Annotated in this window: 19 protein-coding genes; 3 read left to right on the plus strand and 16 right to left on the minus strand. The window is 49.3% G+C overall.

All coding sequences use genetic code 11. The features are described 5' to 3' along the window. Positions 1 to 68: 68 nt before the first annotated feature. From N5910_RS08080 to N5910_RS08090, 3 genes are all read right to left on the minus strand, one after another. A complete protein-coding gene (locus N5910_RS08080) occupies positions 69 to 1079 on the minus strand; it encodes an AI-2E family transporter (RefSeq protein ID WP_074359474.1) in 1011 nt (336 codons plus the stop codon). 74 nt (positions 1080 to 1153) lie between these two features. Further along, positions 1154 to 1954, minus strand: coding sequence for a dihydroorotate dehydrogenase electron transfer subunit (locus N5910_RS08085; RefSeq protein WP_084531282.1), 801 nt, complete (start codon positions 1952 to 1954; stop codon positions 1154 to 1156). 3 nt (positions 1955 to 1957) lie between these two features. Next, the gene (locus N5910_RS08090) at positions 1958 to 2860 is read right to left on the minus strand and encodes a dihydroorotate dehydrogenase (RefSeq protein WP_261599542.1); all 903 of its coding nucleotides are present in this window, start codon (positions 2858 to 2860) and stop codon (positions 1958 to 1960) included. A gap of 55 nt (positions 2861 to 2915) precedes the next feature. Here N5910_RS08090 and N5910_RS08095 point away from each other — a divergent pair, with 55 nt between their 5' ends. Beyond that, positions 2916 to 4040: an NOP5/NOP56 family protein gene (locus N5910_RS08095; RefSeq protein ID WP_074359477.1), complete on the plus strand. Its 1125-nt coding sequence runs from the start codon at positions 2916 to 2918 to the stop codon at positions 4038 to 4040. Between the two features lie 35 nt (positions 4041 to 4075). After that, positions 4076 to 4741, plus strand: a complete 666-nt coding sequence (locus tag N5910_RS08100) for a fibrillarin-like rRNA/tRNA 2'-O-methyltransferase (RefSeq protein WP_074359823.1) — start codon at positions 4076 to 4078, stop codon at positions 4739 to 4741. A gap of 185 nt (positions 4742 to 4926) precedes the next feature. Here N5910_RS08100 and N5910_RS08105 read toward each other — a convergent pair whose 3' ends face one another. From N5910_RS08105 to N5910_RS08150, 10 genes are all read right to left on the minus strand, one after another. Beyond that, positions 4927 to 5781 (minus strand): pseudomurein-binding repeat-containing protein, encoded by an 855-nt coding sequence (locus N5910_RS08105; RefSeq protein ID WP_015971205.1) that lies wholly within the window; start codon positions 5779 to 5781, stop codon positions 4927 to 4929. 148 nt (positions 5782 to 5929) lie between these two features. Continuing rightward, a complete protein-coding gene (locus N5910_RS08110; protein WP_015971204.1) occupies positions 5930 to 6652 on the minus strand; it encodes a hypothetical protein in 723 nt (240 codons plus the stop codon). After that, positions 6649 to 7266 carry a hypothetical protein gene (locus N5910_RS08115; RefSeq protein ID WP_261599543.1) on the minus strand — a complete coding sequence of 206 codons (618 nt, stop codon included), beginning with the start codon at positions 7264 to 7266 and terminating at the stop codon, positions 6649 to 6651. Before N5910_RS08115 ends, N5910_RS08110 begins: the two co-directional genes overlap by 4 nt. 1 nt (position 7267) lies before the next feature. Beyond that, positions 7268 to 7420, minus strand: a complete 153-nt coding sequence (locus tag N5910_RS08120; RefSeq protein WP_191216189.1) for a hypothetical protein — start codon at positions 7418 to 7420, stop codon at positions 7268 to 7270. A 39-nt stretch (positions 7421 to 7459) separates the two neighbouring features. Next, a complete protein-coding gene (locus N5910_RS08125) occupies positions 7460 to 8491 on the minus strand; it encodes a hypothetical protein (protein ID WP_015971202.1) in 1032 nt (343 codons plus the stop codon). A gap of 1 nt (position 8492) precedes the next feature. After that, complete coding sequence (locus N5910_RS08130) at positions 8493 to 9287, minus strand: hypothetical protein (protein ID WP_261599544.1); 795 nt, start codon at positions 9285 to 9287, stop codon at positions 8493 to 8495. After that, entirely contained in the window at positions 9188 to 9973 is a 786-nt protein-coding gene (locus N5910_RS08135; RefSeq protein WP_015971200.1) for a hypothetical protein, read from the minus strand. Before N5910_RS08135 ends, N5910_RS08130 begins: the two co-directional genes overlap by 100 nt. A 4-nt stretch (positions 9974 to 9977) precedes the next feature. Further along, a complete protein-coding gene (locus N5910_RS08140) occupies positions 9978 to 10412 on the minus strand; it encodes a hypothetical protein (protein ID WP_015971199.1) in 435 nt (144 codons plus the stop codon). Then, the gene (locus tag N5910_RS08145; protein ID WP_261599545.1) at positions 10409 to 13477 is read right to left on the minus strand and encodes a phage tail tape measure protein; all 3069 of its coding nucleotides are present in this window, start codon (positions 13475 to 13477) and stop codon (positions 10409 to 10411) included. Before N5910_RS08145 ends, N5910_RS08140 begins: the two co-directional genes overlap by 4 nt. A 149-nt stretch (positions 13478 to 13626) precedes the next feature. Beyond that, positions 13627 to 13881 carry a hypothetical protein gene (locus N5910_RS08150; protein WP_261599546.1) on the minus strand — a complete coding sequence of 85 codons (255 nt, stop codon included), beginning with the start codon at positions 13879 to 13881 and terminating at the stop codon, positions 13627 to 13629. Positions 13882 to 13946: 65 nt separating this feature from the next. Between N5910_RS08150 and N5910_RS08155 the strand changes: the two genes are divergently transcribed. Then, positions 13947 to 14375 carry a hypothetical protein gene (locus tag N5910_RS08155; protein WP_015971197.1) on the plus strand — a complete coding sequence of 143 codons (429 nt, stop codon included), beginning with the start codon at positions 13947 to 13949 and terminating at the stop codon, positions 14373 to 14375. A gap of 13 nt (positions 14376 to 14388) precedes the next feature. On the opposite strand, the gene N5910_RS08160 is transcribed toward N5910_RS08155, so the two are convergent. From N5910_RS08160 to N5910_RS08170, 3 genes are all read right to left on the minus strand, one after another. Then, entirely contained in the window at positions 14389 to 14544 is a 156-nt protein-coding gene (locus N5910_RS08160) for a hypothetical protein (protein ID WP_261599547.1), read from the minus strand. 29 nt (positions 14545 to 14573) lie between these two features. Further along, a complete protein-coding gene (locus N5910_RS08165; protein WP_202879469.1) occupies positions 14574 to 15059 on the minus strand; it encodes a hypothetical protein in 486 nt (161 codons plus the stop codon). A 77-nt stretch (positions 15060 to 15136) separates the two neighbouring features. Next, on the minus strand, positions 15137 to 15844 hold the full coding sequence (locus tag N5910_RS08170) for a hypothetical protein (protein WP_261599548.1): 708 nt from the start codon (positions 15842 to 15844) through the stop codon (positions 15137 to 15139). Positions 15845 to 15846 lie beyond the last annotated feature (2 nt).

Raw genomic sequence — 15846 nt, forward strand, 5'->3', positions numbered from 1 at the left:
AGGATTCCAAACAAAAAATTAAATGCATCAATTAAAAATCAGCCCCCCAGGCATTCCTAAAAATTATTTTATTCTTTCCCTGAGTCCGTCCGGTAGGCCTCAAGGGCGGCGTAGGCGAGTCCCAGGACCAGTGGCCCCACAATGAACCCTGCAACCCCCCAGACCAGGGGGCCTCCAAGGAATCCCACAAGGAATATCATGGGGTGTATATCCGCATACTTACCTGAAAGTTTAGGCCTAAGGTAGATGTCAACGGTGCTCAGGAAAAACCCGAATATAAGGACGAGGACCGCCCTCAGGATGTTCCCTGTGATGATATCATAGGCTGCCAGGGGAGTGTAGGCCGCCCATGGCCCTATAACAGGTATTAGCTGGAAAAGCCCGGTTATTATACCCAGGAGTATCGCATATGGGTAACCAAGGATGTAGAACCCGGCGGCGGCCATTAAACCTATCAGGAGGGCTGTTAAGAAGTGGCCGTAGAAGATGCTCATGAGGACCCTCTCGGTTTCAGCCGCCATCCTCTTCATGAAGGGCCTGCTCTTCTCCGGGAGGACCGACCTCAGGTATCCTGTGAGCCTCTCACCATCCCTTGCAAAGTAGAAGGTCGATGAGAAGAATATGAAGAGCTGGAGGGCTATCATGGGGAGTGACTGTATGATATCAACCGCATAGTTGACCGAACCCCTGAGGATGTCCGTTAGGAAACCCTTCAGGGCCCCCAGAGTGCTCCCTGCAGATGGCTGGAACTCCCTGGGAACCCCTGAGAGGATCCCTGTAACGTCAATGTTCCCTGCGAGTGAAGCCAGGGCCGGTGCCGAGTTTATTATGGAGTCAACCGTGAAGACGATGATGCCGATGAGTGGCATCATAACCACCATCATGGCAAGGATTATGGACACCGAAAGGTAGGGTATCCTCCTGTTAATCCTCAGGGCCACAGGCCTTACAATGTATGCAAAGACGGCTCCAAGGAATAGCATGGTCCAGATGGGGTATATGATTACTGCTGAGAGGAGGATCAGGACAAGGACCAGGAAGGATGCCGATGTCACCGTTCCCCTGATTTTCTCTATCATCATTTCACCCTTCAGCTGAAGATCCTTCTTCTAAACTGATGCATGGAAGGGCATCTACCATAGGTATTCTCCACCTAAAGTGGTATCCTCCTACCAGCAGAATCCCTCCTGTAGCTTCCAAACTCCCTTAACATTGAAAGTTCATGCCCCCAGAAGACCGGTCCCTCGGCGCAGACCCTCCAGCCTGTATCATCAAGGCAGCACTGGCCGCAGATACCCACGGCGCACTTCATGTACCTCTCGAGGGAGAACTGGGCCGGGACCCCCATCTCATCAAGGACCCCCTTCACATGGTACATCATGGGTTCGGGTCCGCAGACCGCCGCCATGTCATACGACCCCCCCATGTCCCTGAGCCTTTCATGTGCAAAGCCCTTGAATCCGCATGACCCGTCATCCGTGCATGTGTAGACCCTGACCCCTGCATCCTTAAGTCTCCCTGTGAATAGGAGCTCATCGGCTGTCCTTGCAGCGACAAGGGCTGAGACCTTCATCCCGTTATCTGTAGCCTCATCTGCAAGGGCTGATAGGGGCGCCATACCTATCCCCCCGCCTACCAGGAGGATACTGCTACCTGTGAGTTCGAATCCCCTCCCATAGGGGCCCCTCAGTCCCAGGAGGTCCCCCTCGCTCAGGCCATGGACTTCCCCTGTGAACTCACCGACCCTCCTCACCGAGATGCCTATCTCACCCCTCACCTCATCGATGAGTGAGACCGACATTGGCTTCTCATCACTGAAGTTCCACACCATCATGAACTGGCCGGGCCTCAAATCCGACCGGAAGTCCCAGTCGAATATGAATGTCTTCACCGAATCAGACTCATCTATTATCCTTTTAATCTCAAGAACCTCTGGAACGTTCACACTACCCACTCCCTAGTCATGTGCCAGTCCAACCATCTCATCTATGGAGGAGAATCCCTCCTCATGCATGAACCTTTTAAGTCCCCTGCAGATGTTCCTGAATATCACTGGTCCGGAGTACATTATGGCTGTGCCGACCTGGAAGGCCGATGCGCCTGCAAACAGGAATTCCACGGCGTCCCTGTAATCCCTGATACCCCCCACGCCCATGATGGGAATATCAACCGCCCTGTAGACATCATAGACGCACCTTACCGCCACGGGTTTTATCGCCGGACCGGACATTCCCCCGACGGCGTTGGAGAGGACTGGTCTTGCTGTCTTTATATCTATCCTCATGCCGGGTCCCAGGGAGTTTATCAGGGTCAGGGCATCTGAACCTGCCTCCTGGGCCCTCAAAGCCACCTCCACTATGTCCGTGACGTTGGGTGTGAGTTTGGTTGACACAGGGACATCAATGGCGTCCTTAACTGCAGAGACAACCCTGAAGGTCAGTTCAGGGTCCTGGCCTATTGAGGCCCCGCAACCGGACATGGCATGGGGGCAGGATACATTGAGTTCAATCATGTCCACGTATTCCTCTATCCTTGATGAGACCTCCTGGAACTCCTCAGGGGACGCCCCGTATATGGATGCTATAAGGGGGACGTCATCCTCAACTGCCCTGAGTTCATCCAGGAAATTATCGACTCCAGGGTTTGAGAGTCCTATGGCGTTTATGATGCCTCCTGTAACCTCAACGGTTGTCGGGTTTTTATATCCTGTGTTGGGTTCCAGTGAGAAGGATTTGGTGACAACCGCGCCTGCACCTGAACAGTAAACCCTGTTAAGGGATGAGGCCATGCTCCCCATGACTCCAGCAGCCAGTATGGCTGGATTTCGAAGTTCAATATTACATATCCTTGTCTTCAGCATGAAAAAACACCCTCAGTAAAATTATTTATACTCATTACCTATAGATGTAACCCCCATGAAGTGTTACCTTACAGCCTGTGTTGCCGGTTTCATTGCCTTCAGTGAAGATCTGAAGATTATAGATTATGAACTTTTCCCGGAGGATGAGATACCCGGGAGGCTCATGGAGTCTCAGAGGGGCTCTCTCCTCCCTGAAGAGAAGAAGATCCTTGAAAGGCTGAGCAGGGAATACGATGAGGTGGTGGTTGAGGCCCCCGAATCCCCTGGCCCCAGGGAATTCCAGGGTGTGAGCTTCAGTGCACCCAGCAGGGCCGGTGCCTACCTGAGGGAGCACCTTGACACGGTCCTCAGGGAGATAACCGGAAGGGACCCCTCCAAGCTCATACACGCTTCCCTGCTATCCCTGACCCTTGAAAAAGTGAGGGAGTCCCTGAGTGAATCTGATAAGTTCATCATCCAAGCGATAAGTGCCCTTGATGAGCTTGACGAGGAGATAGGGAAGCTCATTGACCGCCTGAGGGAGTGGTACTCCCTTCATTTCCCTGAACTTGACACTGTGAAGAGCCATGAACAGTATGTCCAGCTCATCGCTGAGTACGGTGACAGGGACAGCATACTTGAGAACTTCAGGATGGATGTTGACGGGAGCATAGGGTCTGATGTGAGCCGGGAGGACCTCCATGTATTCAGGGGACTGGCAGAGAACATAATAAACCTCCAGAAGCTGAGGGATGAGACCGAAGCCTACATTGACCTTAAAATGGAGAAGATGGCCCCTAACCTCAGGGCCCTTGCAGGGTCCAATGTGGGCGCCCGGCTGATCGCCCATGCAGGGGGTCTCAGGGAACTTGCAATGCTCCCCTCATCAACTATACAGATCCTGGGGGCTGAGAAGGCACTCTTCAGGCACCTTAAGTCCCGTGCAAATCCCCCGAAGCATGGTGTGATCTTCCAGCACCCCTCAATACGTTCATCTCCATGGTGGATACGCGGGAAGGTTGCAAGGCTCCTGGCGGGTAAGATAGCCCTTGCAGTGAGGAAGGATGTTTTCAGTCAGGAGTTCGATGAATCCCTGGTCCAAGAATTCAATGAAAGGTTTGAGATGATAAAAAAACAGCACCCCATGCCTCCGGTTAAAAGGAAGGGGAGGCAGGGAAGGTCCCGTGCCAGGCGGGGTTGAAAAATTCCTGGATGAACTCAGGACAGGTTGATATGATGAAGCATGTGAAGGGTATGGATGGAGTTTTCATCATGAGGGATTCCCTTGTGACGGTTAACCTGACCCCGGGAGTCAGGGTTTACGGTGAGAAGCTCATTGAGTGGGGTGGCTCCGAGTACAGGGTCTGGGATCCCCGGAGATCAAAGATGGCCGCCGCGGTGCTCAATGGACTCAGGGGCTTTCAGCTGAACCCGGAGTCAAGGGTCCTCTACCTGGGTGCATCTGCAGGTACAACAGCCTCCCATATATCCGATATTGTTACCATGGGGAGGGTCTACTGTGTTGAGTTCTCACCCAGGATGATGAGGGAACTCATTGAGGTCTGCAGGGTGAGGGGGAATATGGTCCCCCTCCTTGAGGATGCCTCAAGGCCCCTAGATTATATGAGGATGGTTGAGAATGCCGACCTTGTCTACTGTGACGTTGCACAGCCGGACCAGACAGGCCTCTTCATCAGGAACATGGACTGTTTCCTGAAGGATGATGGTTATGGTTTGATCATGGTAAAGGCCAGGAGCATAGATGTTACAAGGAGCCCTAGGAAGATCTTCCGTGAGGAGGCCGGGAAACTCCGGGATTCAGGGTTCAGGATAATAGACCAGGTGGGTCTAAAGCCCTATGAAAAGGACCATATGGCTATTCTGGTCCAGAGAAGTGTTTAGGAAATTATGATATTTCCTGAGAAATTTTTAATAATAAAATTAAACAAGAAAGTTTAATTTTCCCTTCAAATTTTCGTACTGATACTTATAGGAAGTAATATATTCAATGCAATCACAACAACACATGCATGTCTCTGCCACAAACAATATCTCTTCTTATTTATTTTTTTATGTAATATCAATCATCACTTGTCATAAACAGGACCCACTATCCCCCAACCAAGATGTTGGAACCCTGCTGTGCAACATGGCACCCCCAGGGGCCGGCCCGTCTTCGTAGCGGAGACATAATCCCATATCGTCCCATCCTTGAGCTCAAACCCGCCAACTCTCAGGAGGTAGTGGCCGTACCATTTCCCGTCGTTACACTTCACCCGAACATGTTCGATTTTCACCTCGTAGCCCATCTCTTCGAGGACCTTGCTGAAGAGTTGGCAGGCGTCAGTACAGTTAATCCCACTTGTTGTCATTCTCATGACTGCAACATGATTAGGGACCTGATCATTATAATAATATTTATACTTGCAGGTCTTTTTCACCCTTTCATAGAGGCTTGTTGCATCATGAAAAGTACCTATCTTTTCGATGACTTTAGTTGTCCAATGCCCTTTTAAAGATGGCTGAGGTTGAATGCTGATATAATTAGGCTCACGGCCATTAATCCTCACAAAATCCTTGTAACGCCTTAACATATCCTTGAATGTTCCTAAAGAAACATGGTCACTTTTACCTTGTTCAAGGTATATTATATTGGGTTCACGGCCATTAATCCTCACAAAATCCTCGTAGCGCCTTAGCATATCCCTAAACTTCTTTATCTCAATCTTACCATTTGGCTGAGGTTGAATGCTGATATAATTAGGCTCACGGCCATTAATCCTCACAAAATCCTCGTAGCGCCTTAGCATGTCCTTGAATACTGGTAACATCACCTTATATCCATTCTTTGTTGTTACATAGCGTGGTTCCCTCTTGTTCTTCATTTTGAAGTCCTCATACCTCTTCTTCATATCAAGAAACTCATTTAGCCCCACTTCCATTGAATCACCTTTTTTCAAGTATCTTCAGAATGAGTAACATACAGATAATTGTTAATAACATCCAATACATATTAATATCGCTTTTCATCATGAATCACCCTCACATATCATGATACTGATAAAATACAGTCAATGTACAGGTAAAACATCACCACCCATAAACAGCCACCTTGCCGGTCAGGACACAGTTCTGGCTTGAAATATTTAATGAAGTAACATCAGATGATGTATTCGTCCATCGAGCAATATGCTCTCCCCTCGAAACGTAGTTCTTGTTGTCTATTCTACTGTTTTCATTGACAAACAGCCTCCTAATCCCATTTTTAAGTGAAATCAATATATTCCCAATATTCACACATTGGACATTCGATGATATCTCCATTGCGAATAAGGGGTAAGGGGACGGCCAATTGGACAAATGGTTATGTGTACCACCCGAAGTCGTATAATGCATGAAACTAGAGTAGTTCTCCCTATCGGTGTCCCCATTCGGGTATATAGCAAAATGTTGGTCTGCTATATTAGAAGGGTCAGTCACGATAACAGCATATTCAATCCTCAAGAAATCATAACCGTCCGTGGCAAGAGTGAATGACTGAACGGGACTCTGAAACTCCAAATCATCAAGTAAAACCCATTGTCCACTGCCACCTCCACCTCCATCTCCACCACCCCCACCCGAGCTTATTCCCAGAAACTCCAAGAGGGCCTCCCTACCAAGAAACTCCAAGAGGGCCTCCCTACCAAGAAACTCCAAGAGGGCCTCCCTACCCAGAAACTCCAAGAGGGCCTCCCTATCAACCATGTGCTGATCATCATTCCAATCCCCCGCCGTCACCGGGCCATTAATCTTCCGATTATGCCAGATCATAGACTATGCACCCTCCAAACCAGTTGATCCACATATCCATTCCCCGGGATGATCAGAGACAACGCAGGCTTATTCACAAAATCAGATGCCTTCACATACTTCCCAGTCATCACTCGCAACTCATTAGCACTAAAAACAGTACACGCCATAGTCAAAGATGACCCTTGCAGATATCCCTCCAACCTGCCACCTAACAATGCATTCCCCTCCGTCAATGGACTTGGAAGAGTGAAGAGGGGGAGGCCGGGGCCACTCGTAGCACCATAACTTGGCCCCGAGGCAGAAAGAAGGAAATATGACCCAGAATACCTCGACTCAGTACTATCACTATCCACCCGCAGATAAACAGGAGCATCATTCGAATCCGTCCTCTTTCCCTGACATTTGAACTCAATGAGGAACTCTGAGGGGAGACTCGTATGAGTATAATTCATATTGACAGTGTACTCACCACTTATCGCCGTCTCAGACCCCGCCCCCGTCCGGGGGATCTGCAGACAATACTGGGACATGAAGACATCCATATCTTCAATGGCATGTTCATCATTCCAGTCATCACCAGTCACCTGATGCTCCTGAGAAGCAACAGCCTTATGATACACTCTGAAAACCAAACTAACACCCCACACTCACCTTCTTCACACTATCCCAATACTGGGACATGAAGACATCCATATCTTCAATGGCATGTTCATCATTCCAGTCATCACCAGTCACCTGGTGCTCCTGTGATGCAACCTTCTTATGATATACTCTAAACACCATCACTTCACACTCCCCATTTCTATCTCCTACCAAACAGGATTTCTATCTCCTACCAAACAAGTAATTCACAACTCCTGTGATGATTGTTGCGGTGGTGTATCTTATATCCCCATCTATAGACCCCCGTATATGTGTCCTGAGAGCTCCACCCATGAACTCGTACTCCACTTCTGTCACGATGAACCTTCTCCGCAGGGGGTCTTCGGGGATGATTATATGATCCCCTACCTTACAATCGAAGTATCCCTCCACTACGCATTCAACTTCACTGTTGGGCCTCTTGGCCTTCTCTGATACTCTCTGGTTCTCACGGAGTGGATCTTTATCATCATTTTTAACTTTATCAAAGAGACCCGTGTCAGTAGGGGAGCCATCAGAGACTTTCTCCTCTTTTAGTGGGGGGTTGCGGCCCGCGACGGGCCCCCCACTATGACTTGGCCCGTAATCCGTATACTTCGGCCCCGCTGATGGGAGTGGTGTGGGGTTCCTGTTACCCCACTCGGGAGTCTCATACTCCGACTCATCAAATAATGGGAAGGGGACACCCTCACCACCAGGCGGCCCAACCTTATACAATTTCACAGTTGAGACACTGAACACAGGCCCTGACCTTGCGGAGGACCAGTACTTCATCTGAATAACCCACTCCTTATTCACATAGTACCCCGGGTCAATCACGAGGGCCTTAATCTCCTCATCCCAGTAAGGATAAATCCTGAGTCCGACTGTATATTCCCATGCTACGGTCCATATCCCGGCAGTGGCGGATGGCCTGCCCCCCTGCGCCATCACAGCCGCACCCTTACTCGAAACCCCGATTGGTGTACTGAAGTCAGGGACCTCAATCACCATGTAACGCCAGTCCTCCACCGGTTTATGAGTGAAGCAGAATCTTGCAGCGGAGGCCCCTGGATTCGTAAATGGGGAGTACGCGACTGTCTTCTTCCTTGTCCACCCTAAAGCCCAACCCACGTCGACGTTCCAATCATCACTTTCAAGGTATTCTAGAGTTGGATCCTTAATGGGGACGCGGTACCAGCCACGGTTCTCTTGCAGCCACTTATCCGAGACCAATTCAGTACACCACCCTCAGATTCTCAAGAGACTCGACAACCTCTGTTGCATCCTCTGTGATTTTTAATGATTTTAGGAGGTTAGGGTTGACCTCGAAACCCGCATTACCCTTGCATCCGATATACATCATTTTCCCATGCAGGATCCAGAAAATGTCACGACCGGTTTCCTCCATAATGTTTTGGATCAGGTCATTCCATGTCACCGTGATTACCTTCACATCATCTTTTGTCTCCACCATCCCATGAAATGGGTGCAACTTCATGAAGGTTTCCAGGGAGGATTTCCCTGGTTGAACCATGGTTCCATAGAGGTAACTCGCCCCTGCATTAACCCGTGACTGTGCAGGGATGCAGGAGTGGGGGTGTAATGTGATCCCACAGGACTGCAGGAACCGGAGGAGGACAACCCCCCATGAGTGAAACTCCTGCTCCTTAAAGGTGTAAGAGTATTGCATGAGGCGATTATGTATTGGTGAGGAGATCGCCCAGCAATTAGATGTCATACTACCATAATCGAGGGTGACATGATTCACATACCCCTCAAAGATTTTCTTATCATCATCGGAGATTACACTTACAGAGTACCCCACACGCACCTCCTCATGGGTGGAGAATGTGGCCTTCGCAACAGAGTTGATCATGTGATTCACGCTTAACCCTGTCACCGGGACTTCCCGGTTGTTCACCAGGATCTTCACCGGATCACCCCCTTCAAGATGAAGTAATCCGTGACTATCGTGGCCTCCTCCCAGGACACATCCACAGTAAAATGTGGTGACTGTGACTTCAACCAACTATAATTCATCATCCTCCCAGGATCCACAGGGACACTGAAGCCTGTGTAGATGAAGCCCATCCAATTATCCCCGGGGTTCCTCAAGTAGGCCCGTATTTTCCACCTGTCATCCCCCCCCTTATTCAGCCAGATCCATGGGATGAATCGCTTATCCCCTGCTATACCCCCACTCTCTGTTAGTGGTTCTATGAGGATATCCTCATAGTCAAACCTGCTCTTCCGTGGGGGGTTGGGGAGGTTGAAATCGATGATCCACTCCTCATGACTGACGCGTGCTGGCACGGGTATCTCCGCACGGTAATTCACGGGGTATCCGGGGAAGGCTGTTCCTGACTTGTTAGTGGCGGTGGCCAGGATTATGAACTGGAAGGGGCCGGTGCATGGTGGCTGCAGCGTGTACTCTACCATCACCTCATCCCCGGGTATGATCTTGTCAGGGAGGCGGGGCTCCTTAAAGGTTAGGGAGGATATCATTAGCTCATTCATCCATGACTGTTTCTCACTGAAGGAGGCGAAGGGATCATGGGCCGGCATGATTAGGAGGTCCTCAATGACCTCATCCCCTGTGTTTTTTAGGATAGCGTAGCCCTTGATTGTGTCACCACGCCGGGCTACTATGAACTCCTCCTCCAGGTCAACCCACCCGCGGCCGCCGAACTCTATGAACCTGAAATCCATCACCATGGGATCACTCCACGCCAACATGGAAATAGAAAGAGTTGAAATATGTGGGGGAGAAGTCCCCTGCCTTGAAGACCCTGCTTATATCAGAGGGTAGCTCCAGGTGGATGGTTAGGGTGTATTCTATGATCTCATCACTGAACCTGTCCAACTGGTAGGAGGGGGGTTCGATCATCCCCTTGAATACATTCACACCGTCTGTGATGGTTAGGAGGTCACGGCTCCTATCCCCCTGCACATAGGTCCCCTTATTTAGGAGGAAATCATTGCTGACCTGGTACTTCGCCAATCCCATGAATAGTTTAACCTCATCCAGGGGGGTCTTCCCGGGCTTGGGGAGGGCCACGCATTGCAGGGTGACCTTTGGGAGGTTCACCTGCACGGATACTATCCCTGATGGTTTATGTCCCTGTATGCTCCAATCACCATAGACTATGATCATCTCACCCCCCTCACATATCCGCGGCCATACAGGTAGGGGAGGATACCTTGCCTGTTCAATTCATCACACATATTCTCCTTCACCTTATCCGTTATCCTCCGAGCCATATCATCCACATCCACCTCAGATTCAATCTTATCCACGGAGACATTCGTATTTATCTGCAGATTCAAACCACCCATCAACATGGATGACCCCCGACCAGCAGTCACATCGGATGGTATTACGAGACTCGGTTTCCCGAGGCTCTCAACGGTACCGGGGATTGTAGCACTCAATCCCCTATTGAAGTGTGTCCCGAGGAGGTAACCATATTCATGCATAATCTCATAGGTTAGGGTGGATAATGGCCCCTCTTTTGGTGGTGATGATGGTAACAACCTTCTTATGATGCTAAGAACACGGTTTAGGTTAGGAATCGCTGAACGGATTCCTGCTGCAAGGTTAGATATGAAACTTGACCCCCACTCCCTGAACTTGGAGGCTATGCCACTGAAATTAGGGAGAGGTAGGCTTGGCCATTTGAATGACTTGAACGAGGATGACACGGCACTCTTAAATTTGGACCATGCTGATTTCATAAGCCCTGCGAAGTCTGGTAGTTTGATGTTGGGAAGGTTTGGCCATCTGAATGATTTGAAGGCTGAGCGGACCCACGCCTTGAACTGCTCCCATTTACTCCGTATGCCTCCCACTATATCAGGGACCTTAATAGAGGGTAAGCTCGGCCATTTAAAGGAGGGGATGCGACTGTACACCCACGCCTTGAACTGCTCCCATTTACTCCGTATGCCTCCCACTATATCAGGGACCTTAATAGAGGGTAAGCTCGGCCATTCAAAGGAGGGGATATGACTGTACACCCACACCTTAAATTCCTCCCACTTGCTCCTCATGACCCCCACTATATCAGGGACCTTAATAGGGGGTAAGCTCGGCCATTCAAAGGAAGGGATGTGACTGTACACCCACGCCTTGAAATCACTCCACATCTGACTGAACCCTTCTTTAAGGTATCTTGCAGGGTCCTTGAAGAAGTTCTCAACTTCACGCCTGAACGGTTCCTGGATGTACACTCTGGCATTCTCGAGGAGTATGTTCTTCGCTTTTTCCCACTCTTCAGGTCCCATGATGGCCTTGAATATTGTTTCTGGGGAGAAGATCCTCCTTAACCATTCAGGGTAACTGTACTCTGCAACAGGACTGACGAATTTGAATGGATCCTCGAGGATGTCCCTCAAGTACTCTTTAAAGTTGTAGAGTATGTCTGCTGTTTGCAGCGCCACCCCGACGCCTTCCCCCACAGCCTTCACGAGAGTTCTCCCTATACTGGTACCGAACCTAGGAAGAATACTGCTGGCAGCATCATCAAGGTTCGTGCCGAGACGAGTGATTACCCCGTCAACATCTAGCCTATCAAAGGCTCTACCACCTTCATCCCTGAGCAGGTTCTTTAATCGATCCCAGAGTTTCCGGGCCACCTCCCTCAGAGAGTCCTCCATCTTATTCAAAAATTTCTGAACAAAATCATCCGTCTTGAGACGGGTGATAGCATCATCCAAGGCATTTTTCAATGCGTCTTTCACGGATTCAGCGAATCCTGTTAGTCTCTCCCTGCTAACATTCTTAAGTGAATCCTTCAGGACGTCCCATATCTTTTTAATCACTATCTTCAGGGCTTTTTTAACTAAGTCGTAGATATCCTTAACGATGGAAAAGAATAGGATAGATGCTACCATTTGCCCTACATACCCAGTTCCCTCCAGGAAAGTATTAATATCATCAATAAACTTGTCAAGATTCCCTTTTATCTCTGTGAGGATATCACGGTGCGCAGCGGCTGACTCACCCAGCGCCTTGTTTGTCTTCTTAGCATTCTCTTCACTCACATCCCCCAATTCATCCCATTTATCAGCAACCTCTGCAAGAGCCGGGCCGGCCTTCTCACCGAAGATTTCAGTAGCCACTCGGGCTCTCTCCGCATCATCAGGTATGGTGCTCAAGTATGTGAGGAATTCCTCCAGCACCTCATTGAAGCTCTTCAGGTTCCCTGATGAGTCTCTAACACTTATCCCGAGTTTCTCCAGTTTCTTACCATACTCCTCCACCACATCGGAGCCTTCCTTCCATTCACGTCCGATGTTTCCGAGTTCTCTGCCCAGCTGCCTGATAACCCTTGTCCCCCGTGGCCCTAGGCTGGCGATGATCTTCGCTGTGGTGTCAGCTGACACCCCCGCTTGGTCCAGGTAGTACCCTGTACGGTCAACCATTCCGAGAAACTCGGTGAAGCTGGAGAACCCTGACCGTCTCCAGAGTTCTAAGAGTTTATGGGTGAGGCCCTCACTCTCCGCGACCGTGATGTTAAAGTCCCTGAAAACCCTTGCAAGGGTGAGTGTTACTGTGGATGCATCCTCCCCACTCCTTGCGACTGCTGTGAGTGCCGCCTTATAGTATCCGATGGTGAGTGTGTAGTCACGTGTGTATGATGCGAGGGTGTACATTATCTCAGCCCCACCCTTCATCCCGAGGGTGTAGTTATAGTTCGCCTCGATCGTTTTCTCCAGTTCTTTCCTCTGCCCCCTCGTGGCGTTTGTAAGGACGGCTGTCTGATCTATGAGCTTCCCATAGTTCAGGGCTGACGTTATACCTTGGTAGCTCATGTATGCCCCTAACAATCCAATGACCTGGGATTTCATGTCTGAGACTGCGGATGTGATGCTGGATAGCCTGTCCTCCGCTTCCTCAATACCCTCCGTGTTAACCTCAACGTTCACTTCCTGGCCGTCTGCTTCCTTGATACTATGTTTCAGTTCATCTACCCCTTCAGCCCCTTCAACTGAAACCTCCACGGTTGTGGAGTATTCTCTCTCCAGATCATCCATTACATGGTTAAGGTCTTTGATGTCATCCATGCCCTCCACTTCAGCGTGCACTGTGGTGGTGATGTCATTGGGGATTTCATGGATTGATTTGATGATGGATTCTATGATGGTTGTGGCGTTATCATCCACCCCCACTTTTATGGTGACTTCATCTGGGAGTTCATTCAACTTTTCAAGGACCATGTCAAGGGTTTTGGTAGCGTCATCATCTGTTGTGATCTTCAGGTGCGCTTCTTCAACTTCGTCAAGTTTCTGGTTGATCTTCTCCAGGACATCTATGACTCCATCTTCCTCTGCAGTGAGGTGAATGTTTATATCGTCAGGGATGTGGTCTAATTGGATGAGTATGTCTGTGAGGACGTCTGTGAGTTCATTCTCAGCGGAGAGGTGTACTTGTAATTCCTCAGGTAGTTCATCGAGGCTGCTGTTGATCGAGTCAAGTATGGGGGTGAGGTTGTCCCCCCCCCCTCCAGGTTGATCTGAACATCCCCGGGGAGATTCTGTAGGGTTTCGTTCATCTCTTGCAGTCCAGTCACGACGCTTTCAGCGTCCATCTGGACTTCAATGGCTATGCTATGGTCACTCATCTATCCCACCGACCGAAAAGAACATATACCAATATACTAATATAATAAATCAAGAGGTGATCATGATGGAGGTGAAATGTGAAAAATGTGGACTTGAATACACAATCCCCGAAGGAGAAAAGGTGGAGGGGTACGTCTGTGAATGCGGAGGCCCCCTGAAGGAGAGCCCTCAACATGACCCTGCCCCAGGACTCATAGGCCTCATAATCCTCGATGCAATAACACTCATCTGGAACCCACAGGTTACAACAGACCAGTGCATGCTCCTAAGTATTGGCCTCCTAAGCCTCCCCCTCCTCATCATATTGAACATCCTATACAAGAAACATCCCCGGTTCCTGAGGACTGTGAATCCCCTCCCATCAATATTCATAGGAGCGGCATGGTACAATATCTTCACAGGGGCAGGGAACTATCTGATGGGGATAATAGGATTAACCATAATATTCATGGCTGTGGAAACCACCTATAAAGCCATCAGAAACCAGCCTTAACCAGTCACCCCCCCTATTTTTTTCTCTGATAATTCAACCTTTTCAGTTCCTCAATTTTCTCCTCCACATCCACAGAAAACCACCCCTCAACAGATGATGGGGGGTCCATCTGTGCCAGATAATATTCCACGAGGAGGGAGTATGGGAACTCCAGGATCCTATTAACCATCCATCCCCCTTTTAAACTTAAATTCAGAATCATCCTTTTGAGGTGGATCCACTCTTCTTCCGCCTTGAACCCTTCTTTTTCTTCCCCTTAACACCCCCACTGTCAGAGGGCTCCCCTATCAACTCAGGATTACTAAGTTTCAGCATGGTGTCTACAACTGTCCTGACCATCATAGGGGGTATCTCCACGTCTGGAAGACTATCAATGTACTCCGTTAAGCGACCATCCCTCTCAGCCTCCTTATAATCCTCCTCATCCCTGTACAGACTCCTCTTGAGACCTCTCTGTGCTAACCTGTAACCCAGTTCACTGGTCTCAACCAGGAGCCGGTCCACACGATCCTTCATCTCCTTAACCTTCCTAGCATCCTCCTCTGTGATCTCCTCCTCAGTCTTTCCCTCAATCTTCTTCATCAAGTTATTATACTTCACAGAAATCTCAAGCGCTTCATTGCGTTTCTCCATGAGGGGGATGACGTACTCACTGTCCACCACCCTGTACCCTTCCAGTTCCACTTCCACACCATTCAGATCGATGACTTCCTTCTTAAAAAATGAAAACCTTGGGGTTGTGATAATCAGTCACCCCCACACTATTCTTTAGGAAGAATCAGTTTTGGTGTTTCGGCGACGGTCATCTCCAGGTCGAATGTCAAGTTATCACCTGCCTTCGCGGCAGGGAGGCTGGGGGACATTTTCACGTTCTCAAAGTATATCCTTCCAAGTGTTTCATCCGCAACGTGAAACGTCATGTAACCGTAGAGATTCAGTGGCTTGTCCATGAGCCTGTACACTGACTCTGATGTTCCTGATGATTCCTCATAGAACATGAGCTTCTTGAACTGTTCAAGCCCATTCGCACTGAGTATCTGATCTGACTTTATCGTTATTGTCATACCGGCGTATGCTGTGAGCTTCGCAGCATTGTTCAGTATACTGACTTCCTTAGTATCCTGCTTAATATCAACGGTGACCCCCTGCGCCAGGAAGGGTTCCAGTTCCTCCACATAACTAGCCGTCACGGTGGTCTCTGATCCATCTGTTTCAAAACCAACCGCTCGTCCTTCATCATCCTCAATTATGCCAGTCACGGTAACGGTTGACCCGTCACTGTCACTAGTAACCGTCACATCCTCAGGTTTCACGCTAAGCGAATTACATGACCGGGGGAAGATCGGGGGATTCTTTACCATGAATTCCCCTGAAGTCCCAGTTATATTTTCACCAGTAATGGGTATCCCAAGGAAAAACCCAACATTTTCACCTGTAAGTATAGTTTCTGCCAGTTTATCCACCAGCATAT

The sequence above is a fragment of the Methanothermobacter wolfeii genome, from assembly GCF_025397995.1.
Lineage (GTDB): Archaea > Methanobacteriota > Methanobacteria > Methanobacteriales > Methanothermobacteraceae > Methanothermobacter > Methanothermobacter wolfei.